General features: G+C 60.4%; 16 protein-coding genes. 2 read left to right on the top strand and 14 right to left on the bottom strand.

What is annotated here, in order from left to right; translation table 11 throughout:
• Positions 1–40: 40 nt before the first annotated feature.
• The 10 genes from prpF to DYI22_RS00250 form a co-directional block, all read right to left on the bottom strand.
• Positions 41–1,228: a 2-methylaconitate cis-trans isomerase PrpF gene (gene prpF, locus DYI22_RS00295; protein WP_213476036.1), complete on the bottom strand. Its 1,188-nt coding sequence runs from the start codon at positions 1,226–1,228 to the stop codon at positions 41–43.
• Complete coding sequence (gene acnD / locus DYI22_RS00290; protein ID WP_213476035.1) at positions 1,225–3,837, bottom strand: Fe/S-dependent 2-methylisocitrate dehydratase AcnD; 2,613 nt, start codon at positions 3,835–3,837, stop codon at positions 1,225–1,227. Before acnD ends, prpF begins: the two co-directional genes overlap by 4 nt.
• Positions 3,834–4,964 carry a 2-methylcitrate synthase gene (gene prpC / locus DYI22_RS00285; protein WP_213476034.1) on the bottom strand — a complete coding sequence of 377 codons (1,131 nt, stop codon included), beginning with the start codon at positions 4,962–4,964 and terminating at the stop codon, positions 3,834–3,836. Before prpC ends, acnD begins: the two co-directional genes overlap by 4 nt.
• A 124-nt stretch (positions 4,965–5,088) precedes the next feature.
• Positions 5,089–5,976, bottom strand: coding sequence for a methylisocitrate lyase (gene prpB / locus DYI22_RS00280; protein ID WP_213476033.1), 888 nt, complete (start codon positions 5,974–5,976; stop codon positions 5,089–5,091).
• 64 nt (positions 5,977–6,040) lie between these two features.
• Positions 6,041–6,721, bottom strand: a complete 681-nt coding sequence (locus tag DYI22_RS00275; RefSeq protein ID WP_213476032.1) for a GntR family transcriptional regulator — start codon at positions 6,719–6,721, stop codon at positions 6,041–6,043.
• 133 nt (positions 6,722–6,854) lie between these two features.
• Positions 6,855–8,441, bottom strand: a complete 1,587-nt coding sequence (locus DYI22_RS00270; RefSeq protein WP_213476031.1) for a glucan biosynthesis protein — start codon at positions 8,439–8,441, stop codon at positions 6,855–6,857.
• 37 nt (positions 8,442–8,478) lie between these two features.
• Entirely contained in the window at positions 8,479–10,590 is a 2,112-nt protein-coding gene (mdoH, locus tag DYI22_RS00265) for a glucans biosynthesis glucosyltransferase MdoH (RefSeq protein WP_213476030.1), read from the bottom strand.
• Positions 10,583–10,837, bottom strand: a complete 255-nt coding sequence (locus DYI22_RS00260; protein WP_213476029.1) for a hypothetical protein — start codon at positions 10,835–10,837, stop codon at positions 10,583–10,585. Before DYI22_RS00260 ends, mdoH begins: the two co-directional genes overlap by 8 nt.
• Before the next feature lie 7 nt (positions 10,838–10,844).
• A complete protein-coding gene (locus DYI22_RS00255; protein ID WP_213476028.1) occupies positions 10,845–12,398 on the bottom strand; it encodes a glucan biosynthesis protein G in 1,554 nt (517 codons plus the stop codon).
• Positions 12,399–12,522: 124 nt separating this feature from the next.
• Entirely contained in the window at positions 12,523–13,638 is a 1,116-nt protein-coding gene (locus DYI22_RS00250) for a ShlB/FhaC/HecB family hemolysin secretion/activation protein (RefSeq protein WP_213476027.1), read from the bottom strand.
• Between the two features lie 350 nt (positions 13,639–13,988).
• Here DYI22_RS00250 and galU point away from each other — a divergent pair, with 350 nt between their 5' ends.
• On the top strand, positions 13,989–14,825 hold the full coding sequence (galU, locus tag DYI22_RS00245) for a UTP--glucose-1-phosphate uridylyltransferase GalU (RefSeq protein WP_213476026.1): 837 nt from the start codon (positions 13,989–13,991) through the stop codon (positions 14,823–14,825).
• A gap of 13 nt (positions 14,826–14,838) precedes the next feature.
• On the opposite strand, the gene DYI22_RS00240 is transcribed toward galU, so the two are convergent.
• On the bottom strand, positions 14,839–15,255 hold the full coding sequence (locus DYI22_RS00240; protein WP_213476025.1) for a helix-turn-helix domain-containing protein: 417 nt from the start codon (positions 15,253–15,255) through the stop codon (positions 14,839–14,841).
• 157 nt (positions 15,256–15,412) lie between these two features.
• On the opposite strand from DYI22_RS00240, the gene DYI22_RS00235 reads away from it, so the two are divergent.
• Complete coding sequence (locus DYI22_RS00235) at positions 15,413–16,291, top strand: RibD family protein (RefSeq protein WP_213476024.1); 879 nt, start codon at positions 15,413–15,415, stop codon at positions 16,289–16,291.
• Here DYI22_RS00235 and DYI22_RS00230 read toward each other — a convergent pair.
• Genes DYI22_RS00230 through DYI22_RS00220 form a run of 3 tightly spaced genes read right to left on the bottom strand, consistent with a single transcriptional unit; the run spans position 16,266 to position 19,519 of the window.
• A complete protein-coding gene (locus tag DYI22_RS00230; RefSeq protein WP_213476023.1) occupies positions 16,266–17,216 on the bottom strand; it encodes a lysylphosphatidylglycerol synthase transmembrane domain-containing protein in 951 nt (316 codons plus the stop codon). The two genes, DYI22_RS00235 and DYI22_RS00230, sit on opposite strands and share 26 nt — an antisense overlap.
• Positions 17,209–19,134, bottom strand: a complete 1,926-nt coding sequence (locus DYI22_RS00225; protein ID WP_213476022.1) for a glycosyltransferase — start codon at positions 19,132–19,134, stop codon at positions 17,209–17,211. Before DYI22_RS00225 ends, DYI22_RS00230 begins: the two co-directional genes overlap by 8 nt.
• Complete coding sequence (locus DYI22_RS00220; protein ID WP_213476021.1) at positions 19,121–19,519, bottom strand: 6-pyruvoyl trahydropterin synthase family protein; 399 nt, start codon at positions 19,517–19,519, stop codon at positions 19,121–19,123. The genes DYI22_RS00225 and DYI22_RS00220 overlap by 14 nt, the downstream gene beginning before the upstream one ends.
• Positions 19,520–19,541 lie beyond the last annotated feature (22 nt).

Genomic DNA, 19,541 nt, shown 5'->3' with positions numbered 1-19,541 from the left:
AGGGCCGACACAAAAGCAATGGGAGATCACCAACCGGAAGTTACTTAACGTCTAGAGCATCGCCGGGCACCCGCACCCGGCCTTCCATCAGAATCCGCGCACTGCGACTCATGATGGCTTTGGTGGCGGTCCATTCTCCGTTCACTTCTTTTGCTTCTGCCCCTACCCTGAGCGTTCCCGACGGATGCCCGAACGTAACGTGGTTGCGATTACCTCCGCCAGCGGCCAGATTGACCAGGGTTCCGGGAACCGCCGATGCCGTGGCAATGGCCACTGCAGCCGTCCCCATCATGGCATGGTGAAGCTTGCCCATGGACAGAGCGCGGACCAGTACATCCACATCCCCTGCCCCGATGTTCTTGCCGCTTGAGGATACGTAATCAGACGGCTTCGCCACGAAGGCCACTTTCGGTGTGTGCTGGCGATTGGCGGCTTCTTCGATGTTCTGGATAAGCCCCATTTTCACCGCCCCGTGGGCCCGAATGGTTTCGAACCTGGCCAGGGCGCTGGGATCGGAGTTGATGTCGTCCTGCAGCTCCGTGCCTTTGTACCCGATGTCTTCAGCGTTCACGAAGATAGTCGGGATGCCGGCATTGATCATCGTGGCTTTCAAGGTGCCGACACCGGGCACTTCCAGGTCGTCCACCAGATTGCCCGTGGGGAACATGGAGCCCTCGCCATCGGCGGGGTCCATGAATTCCACCTGCACTTCAGCGGCCGGGAAGGTCACGCCGTCCAGCTCGAAATCGCCGGTCTCCTGCACTTCACCGTTGGTGATGGGCACGTGGGCGACGATGGTTTTCTTGATATTGGCCTGCCAGATGCGCACGGTGCAGGTGCCGTTCTCCGGAATCCGGTCCCTGGTGACGAAGCCGCTGTTGATGGCGAAAGCGCCCACAGCAGCAGTAAGGTTGCCGCAGTTACCGCTCCAGTCCACAAACGGCTTGTCGATGGAGACCTGCCCGAACAGGTAGTCGACATCGTGATCCGGCTGGGTAGGCTCCGCCAGGATGACGGTTTTGCTGGTGCTGGAGGTAGCACCGCCCATACCGTCGATTTGCTTCTGGTACGGGTCCGGGCTGCCAATGACTCGCAGCAGGAGCTGGTCCCGGGCTTCGCCCGGGCTCTGGCAGGCTTCCGGCAGATCCTTCAGCCGGAAAAAGACGCCTTTGCTGGTTCCGCCACGCATATACGTGGCGGGGATCTTGATTTGAGGCTTGTGTGTCATGCAGCACCTTCCGATTGCAGGAAATCCTCCGCAAACCGCTGCAAAACACCACCTGCGCTGTAGATAGACACTTCTTCAGCAGTATCCAGGCGGCAGATAACCGGGATGCGTTCGGTGCTGCCGTTCTTCCGGTGGATGACCAGCGTAAGCTCAGCGCGCGGCGCCGGGGTGCCTTCCACGTCGTAGGTTTCGGTGCCATCGATGCCGAGCGTCTTGCGGGTGGTGCCTTCCTCGAACTGCAGGGGCATCACGCCCATGCCGATCAGGTTGGTACGGTGAATCCGCTCGAAACCTTCAGCCACAATGGCTTCAACACCCGCCAGGGCGACGCCCTTGGCGGCCCAGTCACGGGAGGAGCCTTGCCCGTAGTCGGCACCGGCGATGATGATCAGCGGCTGCTTGCGCTCCATGTAGGTTTCAATGGCTTCCCACATACGGGTGACCTTGCCTTCCGGCTCGATCCGCGCCAGGGAACCCTGCTTCACGTTGCCGTTTTCGTCCCGGACCATTTCGTTGAACAGTTTCGGGTTGGCGAAGGTGGCACGCTGGGCCGTCAGGTGGTCACCCCGGTGGGTGGCGTAGGAGTTAAAGTCTTCCTCAGGCACACCCATCTTGTGCAGGTACTCACCGGCGGCGCTGTTCATCAGGATCGCGTTGGAGGGCGACAAATGGTCCGTGGTGATGTTGTCCGGCAACACCGCCAGCGGGCGCATGCCCTTGAGGGTTTTCTCGCCGACCATGCCACCTTCCCAGTAAGGCGGGCGGCGGATGTAGGTGCTCTGCGGTCGCCACTCGTACAGCGGATTGGTGTTGGCCTGCGCATCCCGGGTGATGTCGAACATCGGGATGTAGGTGCTGCGGAACTGTTCCGGCTTCACGCTGGATTTCACGATGGCGTCGATTTCCGCATCATCCGGCCAGATGTCCTTCAGGGTGACGGGGTTGCCGTCCTGGTCGTAGCCCAGGGCATCTTTCTCGATGTCGAAACGGATGGTCCCCGCGATCGCATAGGCAACCACCAGCGGCGGCGACGCCAGGAACGCCTGCTTGGCGTAAGGGTGAATACGGCCGTCGAAGTTCCGGTTACCGGAAAGCACTGCGGTTGAGTAGAGATCCCGCTCGATGATCTCCTGCTGGATTTTCGGGTCCAGGGCACCACTCATGCCGTTACAGGTGGTGCAGGCAAAAGCCACCACACCAAAGCCGAGTTGTTCCAGCTCAGGCAGCAGTTTGGCTTCTTCCAGGTACATCTTCACGGTCTTGGAGCCCGGCGCCAGGGAGGTTTTCACCCAGGGCTTGCGGGTCAGCCCCAGCTTGTTGGCGTTGCGGGCGATCAGGCCGGCCGCCACCATATTGCGGGGGTTACTGGTGTTGGTGCAGCTGGTGATGGCGGCGATGATGCAGGCGCCATCCGGCATCTTGCCCTCTTCCTGTTCCCACTCACCGGCAATGCCGCGTTCTGCCAACTCGGATGTGGGCAGATGTGCATGGGGGTTGGAGGGGCCAGCCAGGGTACGGGTCACTTTGGACAGGTCGAACTTCAGCACGCGCTCGTATTCGGCGTTTTTCATGCTGTCGGCCCAGAGACCAGTTTCCTTGGCATACTTTTCTACCAGGGCGACCTGATCGTCTTCACGACCGGTCAGTTTCAGGTAGTCGATGGTCTGGCCGTCGATGTAAAACATCGCGGCGGTGGCGCCGTATTCCGGGGTCATGTTGGAGATCGTGGCACGATCGCCGACGGTCAGGCTGTCTGCACCCTCGCCGTAGAATTCCAGGTAGGCGCCAACCACGCGCTCCTTGCGCAGGAACTCGGTGATAGCCAATACCATATCGGTACCGGTAATACCCGGCTGCAGTTTGCCAGTCAGCTCCACACCCACAATATCCGGCAGGCGCATCATGGACGCCCGGCCCAGCATAACGCTCTCGGCTTCCAGACCACCCACGCCCACGGAAATAACGCCCAGAGCGTCTACCATCGGAGTATGGCTGTCAGTGCCAACACAGGTATCCGGAAAGGCAACACGTTTGCCTTCACCGTCCGGGCGGTTCTGAACCACCGGCGACATCTTTTCCAGGTTGATCTGGTGCATGATGCCGTTGCCGGGAGGAATCACATCCACGTTCTTGAATGCGGTCTTGGTCCAGTTGATGAAATGGAAGCGGTCGTCGTTGCGGCGATCTTCAACCTGACGGTTCTTCTCGAACGCGTCCTTCTCGAACCCGGCGTGCTCAACGGCCAGGGAATGATCCACGATCAGCTGGGTGGGCACTACCGGGTTGACCTTGGCGGGATCACCACCCTTCTCGGCGATGGCATCACGCAGACCCGCCAGATCCACCAGCGCGGTCTGGCCCAGAATGTCATGGCACACCACGCGGGCCGGATACCAGGGAAAATCCAGGTCGCGCTTGCGTTCAATCAACTGCTTCAACGAATCCGTCAGCATGTCCGGATCGCAGCGGCGGACCAGTTGTTCCGCCAGGATTTTGGAGGTGTACGGCAGTTTGTCGTACGCGCTGGCCTGGATGTCCTCCACGGCCTGGCGGGTATCAAAGTAGTCCAGGTCCGTGCCTGGCAGGGGTTTGCGGTATTCGGTGTTCATGGGCGCTCCTCAATCGGGACCCATTTGGCATCGGCCGGGCCAGTGTAGTCAGCGCTGGGACGGATAATGCGGTTGTTCTCGCGCTGCTCTTTTACGTGGGCGGTCCAGCCGGATACCCGGGACATCACGAAGATCGGGGTGAACAGCTCAGTCGGGATGCCCATGAAGTGGTAGGCCGAGGCGTGGAAGAAATCGGCGTTGCAGAACAGCTTCTTCTCGCGCCACATCACCTCTTCACAGCGCACCGAGACCGGATACAGAACGGTATCGCCGACTTCATCCGCCAGCTTCTCCGACCACTGCTTGATGATGGCGTTGCGCGGGTCGGATTCCTTGTAGATCGCGTGGCCGAAGCCCATGATCTTTTCCTTGCGCTCGAGCATGCCCATCAGTCCCTTCTCGGCCTCGTCCGGCGTCTGGAACTTCTGAATCAGCTCCATGGCTGCTTCGTTGGCGCCGCCGTGCAACGGTCCGCGCAAGGTGCCAATCGCGCCGGTGACGCAGCTGTGGATGTCTGACAGCGTGGAGGCGCAGACCCGAGCCGTGAAGGTGGAGGCATTGAACTCGTGCTCTGCGTACAGAATCAGCGACACGTTCATCACTTTCTCGTGGAGCTCACTTGGCTTCTTGCCCAGCAGCAGCTCGAGGAAATGACCACCGATGGAATCCACATCGCTTTCGGTCTCGATGCGCACGCCTTCATGGGCGAAGCGATACCAGTAGGTGATGATCGACGGGAACACCGCCAGCATGCGGTCGATTTTGTCGTCCTGCTCACTGAAATCCTGCTCGGTTTCCAGATTGCCCAGCATGGAGCAGCCGGTGCGCATCACGTCCATCGGGTGTGCGTCTTTGGGAATCTGCTCAAGCACGGTTTTCAGGGCCGCTGGCAGGCCGCGCAGGCTCTGTAGCTTCTTCTTGTAGGCATCCAGCTCCTGGCGGTTCGGAAGTTTGCCGCGCAGCAACAGGTAGGCGATTTCTTCAAACTGGGCTTTCTCAGCCAGATCCGCAATGTCGTAGCCGCGGTAGGTCAGGCCCGCACCACTCTTGCCCACGGTACACAGGGCCGTTTCACCCGCTACCTGGCCACGCAGGCCTGCGCCGCTCAGTTGTTTTGCTTCAGCCATTGTTATCTCCCATCTTTATCTTGTTTGGGGTGTCGGATTACGGCTTCGCCTAATCCGACCTACTTAATTGATGCCGGAATTTTTGTAGGTTGGATTAGGCGAAGACGTAATCCAACAAACCAGATTAACCCTTGCTCTGCTGGAACAGCTGATCCAGCTTCTGTTCGAAATCGTGGTAGTTCAGAAAATCATACAGCTCCATGCGGGTCTGCATCAGGTCAACCACGTCTTTCTGGTCGCCTTTTTCCAGAATATTCTCGTACACCATCAATGCCGCCTTGTTCATGGCGCGGAAGGCACTCAACGGGTACAGCACCATATCGGCGCCGGCGTCGCCAAGTTCCTTGCGGTTGTACAGCGGGGTGGCGCCGAACTCGGTGATGTTGGCAAGAATGGGAACATCCAGGGCAGCGGAGAACGCCTTATAATGCTCAAGTTCGGTAACGGCCTCGGCGAAGATCCCGTCGGCACCGGCTTCAATGCAGGCTTTGGCGCGTTCAATGGCTGCCTCCAGCCCCTCTTTCTGGAAGGCGTCGGTACGGGCCATAATAAAGAAGTCGTCGTCTTCACGGGCGTCCACGGCGGCCTTGATACGGTCCACCATCTCCTCCTGGGTGACAATTTCCTTGTTCGGGCGGTGACCACAACGCTTCTGGGCAACCTGGTCTTCGATGTGGACCGCGGCTGCGCCGGCTCGTTCCATCTCACGGATGGTGCGAGCGATATTGAAGGCGCCGCCCCAGCCGGTGTCGATATCCACCAGCAACGGCACATCCGTGGCCGCGGTAATACGACGAACATCCTCAACCACGTCGTTCATCGAGGTCATACCCAGATCCGGCAACCCGTAAGAGGCGTTGGCCACGCCACCGCCGGACAGGTAAATGGCCTGATGCCCTACCCGCTCTGCCATCATTGCGGAATAAGCATTGATGGTGCCGACAATCTGCAGGGGTTGGTTGTCCTTGAGCGCCTTGCGGAAGCGGGCGCCGGGGCTGAGTTTGCTGGACATGGTGTTGACCTCTCTCTTGTGGAATCTTTTTGTCGGATTGGCCTTCGGCCAATCCAACCGACGGTTAAATGGTCAGTTCGCCTTCCTGGATCTTTTTCTCGATGTTCTGTCGTGCGGCGTTGATATGGCGCTTCATGAGAAATTCAGCCAGTTCGCCATCCCTTTGTGCAATGGCTTCGGCAATCCTGCGATGCTCCCCCAACGCCATATGTGGGCGCCCCGAGGAGGTGCTGAGCCGATACCGGTACATCCGCACCATGTAGTAAAGGTCACCCAGCAGCATTTGGGCGAGCTTGGTGTTGCGGCTGCCGGTGGCGATGCGGTGATGAAAATCGTAATCCCCTTCGGCCTGGTAGTACGCCTGGCCCTGTGCCTGCTCAATCATCGTCTCATGGCTATCAAGTGTGGCGTGGAGATCGGCAATTTCTTCATCGGTCATGCGGTCGGCAGCCTGTCGCGCCGCAAGGCCTTCCATGGTTTCGCGGATGCGGTAGAGCTCCATGAGCTCTTCGGCGCTGACCGACACCACTTTCACCCCCGCGTGGGGCCGACGCACCAGCAGGCCCCGGGATTCGAGGCGACCCAGCGCTTCCCGCAGAGGGCCGCGGGTCAGTTGGAAACGGGAGCACAGCTCCACTTCACCGATTTTCTCACCGGGCGCAAGGTCACCTTTGACGATAGCCGTTTGCAGACAATCAAAGGCTTCATCAGCGCGCGTGTAGGTTTGAGCTAGAGCTTCTGCCATATTTTGTCGACAATGTGGAGTGGAATTAGCCGAAATCTACGCCTCGGCAATATTATTGTCAACAATCATCCGGTCAGGCGAGCGTGGATTGTCGACATCCCATCCCAAACGGGCGCTTACTGAGCCGCAACAATCAGTAGAGTGAACGCTCCTCCTCCGGCGGCGGCGTGTACTGGTACAACCAGGTTTCTGTCAGTACCTGGTTGCCAAGCTTCAGTTGCAGCCGCAGGTCGATGGGTTCCAGGGAATCGTCCGGCACCAGATCGAACATCGCGCGGTAACCACCGATGGATGCCAATGGACGCGCCGAGGTAATCTCCACCCGCCCTCGGCTGGCAGAGATCACCGCTTTTACCTCTGCGTCGTCAGCCAGCAGCGGCAATGGCCCACCGGCGAAATCCACGGCAAACCGCCATGAAAAGTACTCCCGCTTCTGGCCAACCACGCCGCCAAGGCCAGTGCGCGTTGCCCGGGCTGTCGCCAGTTCAGTTGGCTTGTGAGGTGGCTCGCCACCCCAGCTCAGCGTGTAGCCGTACAGGTATTCATTGCCTGGCTCCAGCGGCTGTTCCGGGTTCCAGAAGGCAACAATGTTGTCGAAGGTTTCATCCGTGGTGGGGATTTCCACCAACATGACGCTGCCAGCTCCCCACTCCCCGTGTGGCTCGACCCAGGCACTGGGGCGCTGATCGTAGAACACGCCATCGTCCTGATAGTTGGCAAAGTCCCGGTCGCGCTGGAGCAACCCGAATCCTTGGGGGTTATTGTCAACAAAACTGTTCACCCGCACTGCCCGCGGATTAACCAGCGGTCGCCAGAGCCACTCCCCCTGGCCGTTATGGATGGCCAGGCCATCGGAATCATGAATTTCGGGCCGCCAGTCGTAAGCCATGCGGCGATCGTTCTCGCCGGTCTGGTACATGCTGGTCAGCGGCGCAATCCCGACCCGCTCCATCGGTTTGCGCGGGTACAATGCCACATCCACCGTCATCACCATGCTTCGCCCCGGGGTCAGCGTGAACGCATAGGCCCCGGTGGTACTGGGAGAATCCAGCAACGCGTACACCACCACCTGATGACTGCCAGGCGCCGGCTTCTCGAGCCAGAACGACGAGAACCGGGGAAATTCCTCCGGCTGGTCCAGACCGGTATTGATCGCCAATCCCCTGGCTGAGAGCCCGTACTGCATTTCACCGCCTACCGCGCGGAAGTAACTGGCCCCGAGGAAGGCGGCCAGATCTCTTTCGTAGTCGGTGTGGAAATGCACCCTGAAACCGGCGTAACCCAGATCTTCCGGCAGCTCCCCCAGGGGCTGCTCTCCACGATACCGGAAATATTCGGGCCGATAGGCCAATTCCCGTGCCTGGCCGTTTTCCACCTCATGAATACGAACCGGTGATTTGAAGTACAGGCCGAGGTGGAAGAGCTGAATCCGAATGGGGTTGTCATCGTCACGCCATAAGGCCTGGTCAGGGCGGAACAGAATCGCCTGGTAGTCGTCCCAGGACAGATCCCTGAGAGATTCCGGTAAATTTCCTTCCTCTGACTGCCACGTCTGAGACGCAAGATAGCGGGCGTGCCCCTTGAGCCAGCCGTAGCTGAACGGCCTGGTTTCGCCCACACTCGCTGTTTCAGCAGCCTGCCCCAATGCCAGCGCGGAAAGGGGCAGTGCGCCGGTTCCTGCAAGGGCGGCCAGCGCTTTCATCAGGTTACGTCTGTCCATGGTGCGTTCCTCTGCTACAACGATAATCGGGCTTCCTTTACTCGCTTCGGCTCAGCAAATGGATGCGCCGGCCCCAGAAACTGTCAGGCGGCGCCTTCCAGGCAAGATGGTGCAACTCCGCAAGAGATTGCCGGTCGCGGCAAAGCTGGCTCAGCTCGCTCCGGCTCAGAGAACCCGGCCCCTCTCTCCCGCACCGTGCGACCAGGGGCGATAACAACTGTGCCCGGCGGGGAAGGCGCGTACTGCGAGCCAGGGCCTGATGAAGTCGGTTGAGCCGTGGCCGAACCACGGCCGCTTCCAGTGCGCTGAGTGCAAATTCGTCGTTAGCGGCACGTCTGGCCGAGCGTGCGTCTTCCAGCACTTTCACCGGCTCACGCTCTTCCGGGATCAGCAACACCCCCCATGTGCGCAGGGTCTGCCCCGGAGCCACCCGGCTGAGCAAGACCGACGTAGGGGCCGCGAGAACCAGCGGAATGGCCACCGGAAGCGACCACAGGAAGAACATCGGGTCCAGCTTCCAGGCAAACGCCGACCAGCCCCCGCCTATCAGCATGCCGGGTAGCTGAGTGACGAAGGCGTCCCGCCAGGAAGTCTCCTGAGTGCGGTTCTGGCCGGCCCAGGTCAGTGACACATTGAGCAAAGCGCCAAGAACGTAACGGCTGTGAGCCATCATCCGTACCGGGGCCAGAAGCACCGAAACCACGATTTCGACCAGGACACTGACAAGCAACCGCAGAAAACCGCCGAACTGCTTCGCTGAACCGTGGATTACCGCATCCAGTATGGCCAGAAACTTCGGTAGAAACAGCAATGACAGCGTACTCAAGGCAAGACCCAGGGCCCATTGCGGACGCCATTCCGGCCACAGGGGAAATAACCCCTGGTGACCTTCCGGAAAGTAATCGATGCTGCCCACGGTCATCTGCACCGCCTCAATGGTGGTAAGAATCAGAAACGCCAACCACAAAGGAGACGCCAGATACGCCATGATCCCATTCAACAGGGCCATCCGGTGCGCAAGCCGTATCCGGCGCCCGAACAGCAGGATCCAAAGATGCTGCATATTGCCGCGAGACCAGCGGTTGTCCCTCGATAACTCGTCGGACAGGGTCGGTGGGGATTCCTCGAAACTGTTGCCAAGCCCCGGCTCCAGCCAAACCTCATAGCCCGCTCTGCCCATGTAGGCCGCCTCGACAAAGTCATGGCTCATAATGGGCCCGCGAAACAGGCCGAACCCGCGAAGCTTGCGCAGCCCGCAATGTTTCATGAAGGGCTGCGTGCGAATGATCGCATTGTGGCCCCAGAAGGCGGCGTCGCCCATCTGAATGGCCGCAAGCCCGGTTGCGAACAGTGTGGAATACAGACGGTTGGCGAACTGCTGGATCCGGGCAAACAGAGATTCACCGTTAATGATGGAAGGGGCCGTTTGCAGTATGCCAACCCGGGGCTCCCGCTCCATCAGCTGCACCATACGCACCAGGGTATTTGCACTGAGCAGGCTGTCGGCGTCCAGCACCACCATGTAGCGGTACCGCCGCCCCCACCGGCGCAGAAAGTCCGCGACATTGCCACTTTTGAAGTTGAGGTTCACCCACCGACGCCGGTAGAAGAGCCGACCCTCTGCCCCAAGTTCCTGACACAACTGATACCAGGTGGCCTGTTCTTCGAGCCATACATCGGGGTCGCGGCTATCAGAGAGAATGTGGAACTCGAAATGATCCAGGTGGCCGGACCGCTCCAGATCCTGGTACACCGCTTTCAGCCCGCTCAGCGTCCAGTACACGGGCTCATGGTACACCGGCATGACGATCGCGGTCCGGGCCAGCGTCGTGGCGTCGAGCTGCCCGTCCGAGTGCTGCCGGAGCAGGCTGTGGCGGTCGCCACCGGTCAGCCTGAGGATGAAACCAAAAATCGCCGTCCAGAACCCGACGGCAATCCACATGTAGAGCAATGCAAACAGCGCCAACAGCCCCAGCTCGAGCGACGTAGCCCCGTGATAAGGCAGTATCCAGAGCAGAAAGTAACAGGCAATGAGGGTCTGACCCACCACGAACAGCGTCATCAGCAGCCGCCGGATCACGGCGATCCTGCGCCACCGCCCGGATTGGCGCCGGGTCGGATTAACCACGGCCCCGGCTGCGTCATTCATAGCCGATATGCCCGCGGATCAGCGGTGGATGTGCCACCGGATAAGACACCGGTGTCCGGTCAAAGTACTCAGGCACAGCGGCAATGCAGCGGGCGGGAAGATCCGGGACTGCCCCCCTGCCCATAACCGTCTCCACCAGACGAAACGCCCGGCGGCAGACGTCCGTTGTCAGTTCAACGCCATCGTCCTGCAGGTAGGTCAGCACACGCTCCAACGCCTGCTGGCAGATTATCCCGGTCTCGTTCATCCTTCCCTCACGAACCATTCGGGCCGGCCCGGACAGATTCCGAGAACGGGTAGGACCAGACCTCCGTTAGGGGTTCATCCCCCAGCAACAACTGCCCGCGGAAGATGGGATCCGAACCGCTGCCCGGGCGCACCAGCATGGACAGGCGCCATCTGCTGTCGGCTTCGACAAACTCGACAAAATGCTCAAGGATCTCTGCATCCTCGCTGCCCCCGCCTTCGGTCACCTTGCTGATCACCGGAGCCTGCGGTTCAAGTTCAGCCAGTGGTCCGCCGGTAAAATCGACAATCACACGATACGCGTTCTCGGCATTGCCGCCCCCGGCGCGGTCGCCTGCTCCCACAAACGTCTGGACGACATGCCCTAACGGCTGGCCGGCCACATCGGGGCCGCCAAAACTGAGCGTATAGGCGAACGTGCGATGCTCTCCTGCGCTTGCCCCCGCCTTCGGCTTCCAGAAGGCGACGATGTTGTCATTGGTTTCCGCATTGGTCGGGATCTCCACCAGCACCACTTCACCGTCCGACCATCCATTGCGCGGCGACACCCAGGCACTCGGGCGCAGATCGTAGCGGGCCTCGGCATCCTCGAACTGATGAAAATGGGTGTTTCGCTGAATCAGTCCAAAACCACCGAGGCGAGTGACCTGAAGATAACTGAGACTGAGGCGGGACGGATTAACGAGCGGGCGCCAGAGCCATTCACCCGTGCCCTGGTCATGAATCAGCAGCCCGTCCGAGTCGTGAACCTGGGGCCGCCATTCTCCCGCAGGTCGCGCGGTGTTCTCGCCGTAGTAGAACATGGAGGTGAGAGGAGCAAAGCCGGGTTGCTTCAGGCCGTTACGGAAAAACAGCTCGGTGGTCACATCTATCCGGGTGTTCTCCCCGGGCTGAATATCGAAGCGGTAGGCGCCAGAAACACTCGGTCCGTCCAGAAGCCCGTAGACCCGCATTCGGTCGCCCCCGCCACCCGGCCGCTCCAGCCAGAACTCCACAAACGAGGGAAACTCTTCTCCGGAAGGCAGGCCGGTATCCAACGCGATGCCCCGCGCAGACAGTCCGAACCGGTTGCCGGTGCCCACACCCCGGAAATAACTAGCGCCGGCGAACACCAGGAACTGGTTTTGCCTGGTGCCATGCCCCAGAGGATAGGTAAGCTTGAACCCTGCATGGCCAAGGTCCGCGGGCACCCGCTTGGCAAGGTCGTTGTTGGGAAACGAGTAGGCGGTTTTGTCGAAACGGATGGGGCGCACACCGTTGTCATCAATCTCGTTGAGCTTCACGGTGTGGGAAAAATAGTTTCCAGGCGGCACCATCATGACCTGGAACTGGGAACCCGCGTCCCGCCAAAGACTGGCTTCGGGATTGAAACGAATCGCCTGGTACTGCGGGTAATCCAGCTCGGCCAGAAATTCCGGCACGGGCGGAGGCGCCTCATATGGCTCCTGTGCCAGGGCCCTGGCCCTGTCGACCACATCCGCAAATTCAAAGGCTTTCGCCGGAACGGCAGTGAGAAAGCACGGCAGAAGAAGGCCCGCAAGCAATCCTGTCCCTGTGCGCATGGTTCTACGACCCCGAAGTATGTCCCTGAGTACTTTAATGTAGCATCTGCGGCCACACCTTTCTCAAGTGACAGATTATTCAGGTGTCGCGGACAAGCATCTCCCCGCAAAAAGCAGGCGGCGGTCAGATGCTCAGGGTCAGGGAAAAACGGACATCCGGATGGTCCGGTATGGTCATGGCGGTGGTAGAGGCGCTCATCATCCTGCCTACGCTGACATTGGCCGTGAACGCCCTGCCCTGCATTTTGAGGGAAACTTCACCGGCGCAGGCCTTGCCGTCGCGATCGGCCTGGGCACCGGAATATGGCACCCAACCCTGCAGCATCGAGAAATTGATGCTGGACAGGACCCCGCCCACGAAGGGCATGGGCCATGCCGGGCTCGCCGTGTTCATCCGCAGCCAGCCCCCCTGGTGGGCGTAAACCGATTGCCCGTTGAAGCCCGTGAGCATGGATGATCCCGCCACCATCAAATATTCCGAAGAAGGCAGATCCTCCGGCGCGAACTGATACCGCCCGGTCAAATCCCACTGCCAACGGAAAAGCTCCCGCCCCACCGTTGCTGAAATTGCCACCTTGTAGAACTCTCCCTCTTCCACAACGTCGCTCTGTTGCGCGTAATCAGACGCCGAAAACTCCCGGCCTCCGATAGCTGAAACGTCGCTTCGGGCATACAGGCCGCCGACCAGTTCTTCGCTCCATTGGCCTTTCACCCCCAGTGCGGACTTTTGGTAGGCACTGTCTGAAACCAGGTCGCCCTGCTCAAAGGACTGTGTGTCGCGGGCCACATGGCGTACCAGCCCATTAAATCGTATGCCGTAGCGCGACAGCAGAAAGCGCGAACCGTCCAGCCCCATGACGCGGGATTCGCTACTGGCGTCAATTCGCTGGTCACTGAGGTGTTTCTGGTACTCGGAATGGTGGTTCCCGGCGCGCAGGCTGAGGTCAGCGGAACCGACCGGAAAGCTGTAATCCAGATCAAGGGCCTTGGACCCGTTGGCGTTACGCTGGGACTTCGCGTTACGGAAGCTCATCCCCAGCGCGTGGTTCTCACCCATCAGATTGTCTGCGGCCACGCCTAGCTGGCCATCCAGCCCTTCCCGGGACATGGATGAGCGACCGGAGAACTTGAGCTTGGATCTCAACCAGTGCTCGCGAATTTCGCGGTCAGACATCTCGCTGCCGGACAGCTGCTCGCGCCAGCGCTCGGAAGGGCTGGCCGCAAGGCTTTGGCTGAGCATGCACCCAATCAGTGCAACGAGAAATAAACGGATCAAAACCTGATCACCCACGGTTACTGAGAATTCACGAGGGTGCAATGTAGGGGAATCAGGGGGGCAAATCCATGCGCTGTTGCTAAATTTTACAAACCGAATAAAACGAAAAATCAGATGCTTAGGCGCGTTTTTGTAGGTATTTTATATAAAAATCAAGGCGTCATGGGAAGCGGGCCGAAAACGGCAGGATTACCAAATTCTACATAAGCTCACAGGGCTCTCCATTTAAACCATTAACTTGGTTACACTTGGCACACTTCGTGACTGACTCTTTCGTGCAGGCAGCGAGTCACAGCAGCAAAAGGACGAATAACATGATCAAAAAATGCCTCTTCCCGGTTGCCGGGTACGGCACCCGCTTTCTACCCGCAACCAAGGCAATGCCCAAGGAAATACTGCCCATTGTGAACAAACCCCTGGTGCAGTATGGGGTCGAGGAAGCCGCAGACGCCGGCATCCACGAGTTTGGTTTCGTGACCGGCCGCGGCAAACGCGCGATCGAAGACCACTTCGACATCAGCTACGAACTGGAACACCAGATTGCCGGCTCCGGAAAGGAAGGCCTGCTGACATCCATCCGCGATCTGATCGACCACAACTCCTTTGCCTTCACTCGCCAGAACGAGATGAAAGGTCTCGGCCATGCGATTCTCACCGGCAGGAACCTGGTGGGCGACAACCCGTTCGCGGTCGTGCTCGCCGATGATTTCTGCGTTGCGGACGGCGCCGGTGACGGCGTTCTGACCCAGATGGTCAAACTGTACAATCAGTTCCGCTGCTCAATCGTCGCGATTGAAGAAGTGCCGTCGGACGAAACCCACAAGTACGGTGTGATTGCCGGTGAGTCGATGAAAGACGGCCTTTACCGCATCACCGACATGGTGGAAAAGCCGGCGCCTGAAGATGCTCCCAGCAATCTCGCCATCATTGGTCGCTATATCCTGACGCCGGATATTTTTGACATTATCGAACGCACACCCGCTGGCAAGAATGGCGAAGTCCAGATTACCGATGCGCTGCTGGAACAGGCCAAGAACGGCTGTGTCCTTGCCTACAAATTCAAGGGGCGCCGGTTCGACTGCGGCAGCATTGACGGCTTCGTGGATGCCACCAATTACGTTTACGAGAATATCTACAAGAAAGGCAAGTAACGACGGGGCGGGATCAGCGCCCCAGTATCTGCAGAATCATGCGCCGGTTTTCGTCCGAGGCTTTGCGGAACCGGCGCAGCAGTTCCGTTTCCTCTTCCGAGAGTTGCACCCGGTTCAGTTCCTTTTCAAGTTCCGCCAGCGCCACACCAAGATCGTCACTGTTACTGAACGCCAGACCGGGTAACTGCAACTGACCGGTTTCACCGTCTGCATCCAGATCAAGCAGATGCTCCAGCGGCGTGTCCGTGCGAAGACACAGGTCCAGTAACTCCGTCACCCCGGGGTAGCTGCGCTGCCTGACGTCCGTCATCTCCCAACTGCTGACCCGGGCCTCATCGACGCCGCACATAGTCGCCACATCTTCACGGGACAGGTGCCCTGTTTCCCGGATCTGCCGCAGGCGACGATGGAAAGTTTGCAGGTACCGCATAATGCATTGCCTCTGCCTGGTCAGCACACGTTGGTCAGGGGTACCGCTTGTCCCCTCAAAAGAACCGTCAAAGTGAATCAATCTGGAAATGTAACGTACATATAGCTTTATACACAATCTGCCTATACTGAATCCATCGGCAACGGACACGAACCTTATGGCGGCCCGACTACTGGACACAGACTCTGCCTGGCATCTGGTGCTGGAAGCAGTGAATCGCACCAATGTGACACTCTCATTGCCGGATCAAACCACGCCGGCACTCGAACTCAATGGCACCCACTGGCGGCTGTTGCAGCCGGCGACGGAAGCGGCAGACAACCTGTTGCGGGTTTTTCTACCCCTGTGCCGACCACTTCCGGGCACATCACCCTGCCGGGTGGTCGGTCAACTGGGCCAGAGCCTGGACGGGAGGATCGCCACGGTGACTGGGGCCTCCAGATTCATCAACGGTGAGGATGGCATTACCCACCTGCATCGCATCCGGGCCGTGTCCGACGCAGTCATTGTGGGGGCCGGCACCGCCACCGAAGACAACCCCCGATTGACGGTCCGAAAAACTTCCGGCAGCAATCCCGTGCGAGTGGTCATTGACCGGCACCGGAGGGTGCCGGATGACCACCACCTGTTCACCGACGGTGCGGCGCCGACCCTGCGACTGGTTGCCGGCGAGTATCAGGCCTGTCCCCGCGCTCACCCGGTCGAGGGCCTGCTGGAGGTGCCCTGTCTGGGTGACGAACATGCCGACACGCCCGTATCTCCGGCAGCCATTCTTCGGGTTCTCGCGGATTTCGGCCTGCGCAAAGTGTTCGTGGAAGGCGGGGGGCTGACGGTTTCAGCATTCCTGAACGCCGGCTTGCTCGACCGCCTTCACGTGATGGTGGCGCCGATGATCATCGGCAGTGGGCGGCCGGCATTCTCGTTACCGGAAATCGACCTGCTCTCGGACGCGCTGCGGCCAAGGGCTCAACTGGTCAATCTGGGATCAGACATGTTGTTCGATCTGGATTTCAGCGAGCAACGGCCGCCGAACTGAAAGTGAACGCTGCGCCGGGGAGGCTAGACACCAGAACCACCAGCCCGTAACCGATGCTCAGAGCAACCCCCTGCTCGGCTGGCAGCCCGGCCATCGGCCACAACAGCGCTGCGGCGCCTTCCCGCACCCCCCAGCCGGCCACCGTCACGGGAATCACCATGCTGATCAACAGGCCGCTGCACAACGCCAGCAATACAAGGATGGAACCATCGCCTGCAAGCAAGCCGCCTCCCCACGCCAGAACCACAAAGACCGCCAGGTAACTCGCCACGACCACCAGCGAAGACAACAGCTGTATCGCCCACACCGGCCAGCTCAGCAGCCCCGCCCGCAGGTCGGTGACGAGCTGCTGGCCATACCGGAACCGACGCGCGCGATAAACCAGAGCGGCGGCAACGATGGCCACAACACAAACACTGCCGATCACCGGTAAGCTTGCGGAGGCCAGGCCCTGCCAGCGGCCAGTATCAGGCGTACCAACGTGACCGTCCGCCAGCACAGCACTGAACAACACGACGCTGAGCAGCACCAACGCTAACTGCCCGGAGAGCCGTTCGATAACCACCGCATGGGCCGACGCAACCCGCGAAGCCGTACCAAGGCTATGGCGCCAGGCGCGGTTAACGTCCCCCATGACGCCGCCCGGCAACACCTGATTCAGAAAGGTGGCAAGATAGTACTCTCTCACCGCAACGGCGTAAGGCATCGTGAGCGCGAGGCGGCCGGCGGTGAAACGCCACCGCCACGCCGACAGGCAGATCTGTACCAGCGAGAACACAAACGCCGGTACCAGTACCCAGGCGGGAAACCGGGCCAATTCCGTCATCAGCCCGGGCACATCCAGCCAACCAAGCAGCGCCACCAACAGGACAGCCGTGGCTACCCAGCGCAACAGCGACCGCTGCCCTGGCGCTAACCTAGCCATGCCCGGTCTCTCCCGGTAACGCCAGCAAATCCTCGTGGCCGACCTGTACGGTCAGCTCACCAGCTGCCGCCTGTTGCTGCCGCTGCTGCAGCCACGCACCAATCCGCTCTGCCGCCTCGGGAGCCTGCTCCATCGCCGCCGTGCACCAGCCCTGCAGTAGCGCCAGCTGCAGCTCGGATTCCGCCGCTCCGAGCTGCCAGGGGCTGTCGGCGGTGGTTACCTGATAGCCTCGTGTAACCAGCAACCGCTTTAGTTCCGGCGACGCGTCCGGGCCCAGTGCCGCCCCCGCCCCCTTGTTGCCGTGCTGGTGCTCATTGACCAGGCGCAGAATGAGGTCGTCGTCCGCCAACGCCGGGGACAGGTTAAAGCGACCGCTGTAACTCAGCACAATCAACACCGCGGCGCGCCGGTCGCGGGCACAGTCCGCCAGCGCCTCCAGCCAGGGCGTGGAGACCAGATCGATCAGCGCCGACGCGGTGATCACCGACACCTTATCCGGAATGTGCCTGGCCAGCGTATGCGCCGACAGATCGGCCGTTACCGCGTCAATCGGCACGTCCAGTTGGGCCAGGCGCTTTTTGGCCAGCGCTAGTAAATCGGCATCCTGATCCAGCAACGTCCAGTGCTGGGGAACACCGATTTTCGGTGCCAGGTAGCGGGTGTTTGAGCCACTGCCACAGCCCAGATCCGCGATGGCCAGGGGTTCACCAGACCCGTCGCAACGATACCGTTGATCCAGCCAGCCGGTCAGCGCGGCGGTGAGCTCGCGGCTGCGGGCGCGGTGATCCGCCGGCTCCCGCAACGTCAGCCAGCCGGCCTCGAAGGTGGTCCCACTGTTGCTTTGGGTCAGTTCTGCCAGCGCCGCCGAGAACGTCTGTGCCGTGTGAGCCCAGGATCGTACCCGCGAGCGGGCGGCTTGCGCCTCCTGTTTCAACGCCTCCAGTCGCTGGGGCTGAGCCATCAGTGCGACCAGTGCGTCTACCAGTGCCGGCACATCGCCGGCCGGGTAGGTTCTCGCCCCGGCCATGCCCGCGACCCGCGCGAGGGCTCCCCCGTCTGAGGTTACAACGGGAAGCCCGGCCGCCAGCGCTTCATCAATGGCCATGCCATACCCTTCGTACAGCGACGGAAAAACAAACAGATCGGCATTGCGGTAAGCATCGTCCACCGCCTGGCTTGCCAGCTCACCAGCAACGGTCACCCGACCTTCGAGGCCGTGGCGGGCAACGGCTTCTTTCACCGCGGTACCGTAATCGGCGTCTCGCTGATCGGAACCGATCAGTGTGCAGTGCCAGGGCAACTGGCGTAATTCAGCCAGCGCTTCCACCAGATGCAATTGCGCCTTTCTAGGGGACAGATGCGCCACACACAGCAATTCAAGAGTGTCGTCGTCCCTCTGCGCCGGCTCGAGAGGATCCTCCCGCGGTGCATCAACGCCCGGGTTGGCCACCCTCACCCGCGAGGCCTCAACGCGGAAATCCGCCAGCCTGGCCGCGGTGTAATCGCTGGTCGCAATCACGCCGCAGACGTTGGCCAGCGCCCGCATCTCGGTGTGCAGAAACCAGGCTCTGCGGGTTTGGTCGAGCCCGGTTTCATCCGCCAGCGGATGGTGGACCAGTGCGATCAGCATCAATCGACGGCAATGACGTTCGACGATGTCCGGCAATCCGCCCATGGCGAGGCCGTCGAGCACCACCACTGACTGCTCCGGCAAGCTCGCCAGCAGCGAGTCCAGAGCCGCCCGCGCGGTATCGTCGGGAAATGGAAACGTTCCCTCAACCCCCCGGACAACCGCAGGGTTCCCGAGTGCGTTGAGCGCCCTGACCAGTTCCCCGACGTATCGGTAGCCGCCGGTCGCCTGGTCGGGGTCACCCGGCACAACGAAGGTCAGACCTACGTCGCCCTCACAGGCTGCCATGGTAGCTTGCCCAGGCCGTATGGGATTCACCAAGGGTTACCTTCATACCGGTCAGGCCTTCTCCGGTACCGCCGAGTCGGCCCGCTGCAATTGCTGCCGCCATACGGTCAAACACTTGCCGGGCCATAAACTCGGTGGTGGTGTTGCGGCCCTGAAACGCTTCGAGGTCATCCAGGTTCTTCATATTGAACTCGGCCAGTACGTCCTTCAGTACCGTAGCGGCCAGGCCGATGTCCACGATCAGGTCATCGCTGTCCAGTTGCGGCCGCTCAAAGGTGACGTCCACCACATAGGTGGCGCCATGAAGCGCCTGAGCGGGTCCGAAAATTTCGCCGCGAAAACTGTGGGCAATCATCATGTGGTCCCGGACGGTCAGGCTATACATAGAAAAATCCTCTTGGGCGTAC

It is taken from the genome of Marinobacter lipolyticus (assembly GCF_018424605.1).
GTDB classification, from domain to species: Bacteria; Pseudomonadota; Gammaproteobacteria; order Pseudomonadales; family Oleiphilaceae; genus Marinobacter; species Marinobacter lipolyticus_B.
This window is presented reverse-complemented; position numbering and strand designations above follow the sequence as displayed.

Coding starts and splice junctions, on each gene's coding strand:
- prpF (WP_213476036.1), bottom strand. CDS start 1,228: ATGACACACAAGCCTCAAATCAAGATCCCCGCCACGTATATGCGTGGC.
- acnD (WP_213476035.1), bottom strand. CDS start 3,837: ATGAACACCGAATACCGCAAACCCCTGCCAGGCACGGACCTGGACTAC.
- prpC (WP_213476034.1), bottom strand. CDS start 4,964: ATGGCTGAAGCAAAACAACTGAGCGGCGCAGGCCTGCGTGGCCAGGTA.
- prpB (WP_213476033.1), bottom strand. CDS start 5,976: ATGTCCAGCAAACTCAGCCCCGGCGCCCGCTTCCGCAAGGCGCTCAAG.
- DYI22_RS00275 (WP_213476032.1), bottom strand. CDS start 6,721: ATGGCAGAAGCTCTAGCTCAAACCTACACGCGCGCTGATGAAGCCTTT.
- DYI22_RS00270 (WP_213476031.1), bottom strand. CDS start 8,441: ATGGACAGACGTAACCTGATGAAAGCGCTGGCCGCCCTTGCAGGAACC.
- mdoH (WP_213476030.1), bottom strand. CDS start 10,590: ATGAATGACGCAGCCGGGGCCGTGGTTAATCCGACCCGGCGCCAATCC.
- DYI22_RS00260 (WP_213476029.1), bottom strand. CDS start 10,837: ATGAACGAGACCGGGATAATCTGCCAGCAGGCGTTGGAGCGTGTGCTG.
- DYI22_RS00255 (WP_213476028.1), bottom strand. CDS start 12,398: ATGCGCACAGGGACAGGATTGCTTGCGGGCCTTCTTCTGCCGTGCTTT.
- DYI22_RS00250 (WP_213476027.1), bottom strand. CDS start 13,638: ATGCTCAGCCAAAGCCTTGCGGCCAGCCCTTCCGAGCGCTGGCGCGAG.
- galU (WP_213476026.1), top strand. CDS start 13,989: ATGATCAAAAAATGCCTCTTCCCGGTTGCCGGGTACGGCACCCGCTTT.
- DYI22_RS00240 (WP_213476025.1), bottom strand. CDS start 15,255: ATGCGGTACCTGCAAACTTTCCATCGTCGCCTGCGGCAGATCCGGGAA.
- DYI22_RS00235 (WP_213476024.1), top strand. CDS start 15,413: ATGGCGGCCCGACTACTGGACACAGACTCTGCCTGGCATCTGGTGCTG.
- DYI22_RS00230 (WP_213476023.1), bottom strand. CDS start 17,216: ATGGCTAGGTTAGCGCCAGGGCAGCGGTCGCTGTTGCGCTGGGTAGCC.
- DYI22_RS00225 (WP_213476022.1), bottom strand. CDS start 19,134: ATGGCAGCCTGTGAGGGCGACGTAGGTCTGACCTTCGTTGTGCCGGGT.
- DYI22_RS00220 (WP_213476021.1), bottom strand. CDS start 19,519: ATGTATAGCCTGACCGTCCGGGACCACATGATGATTGCCCACAGTTTT.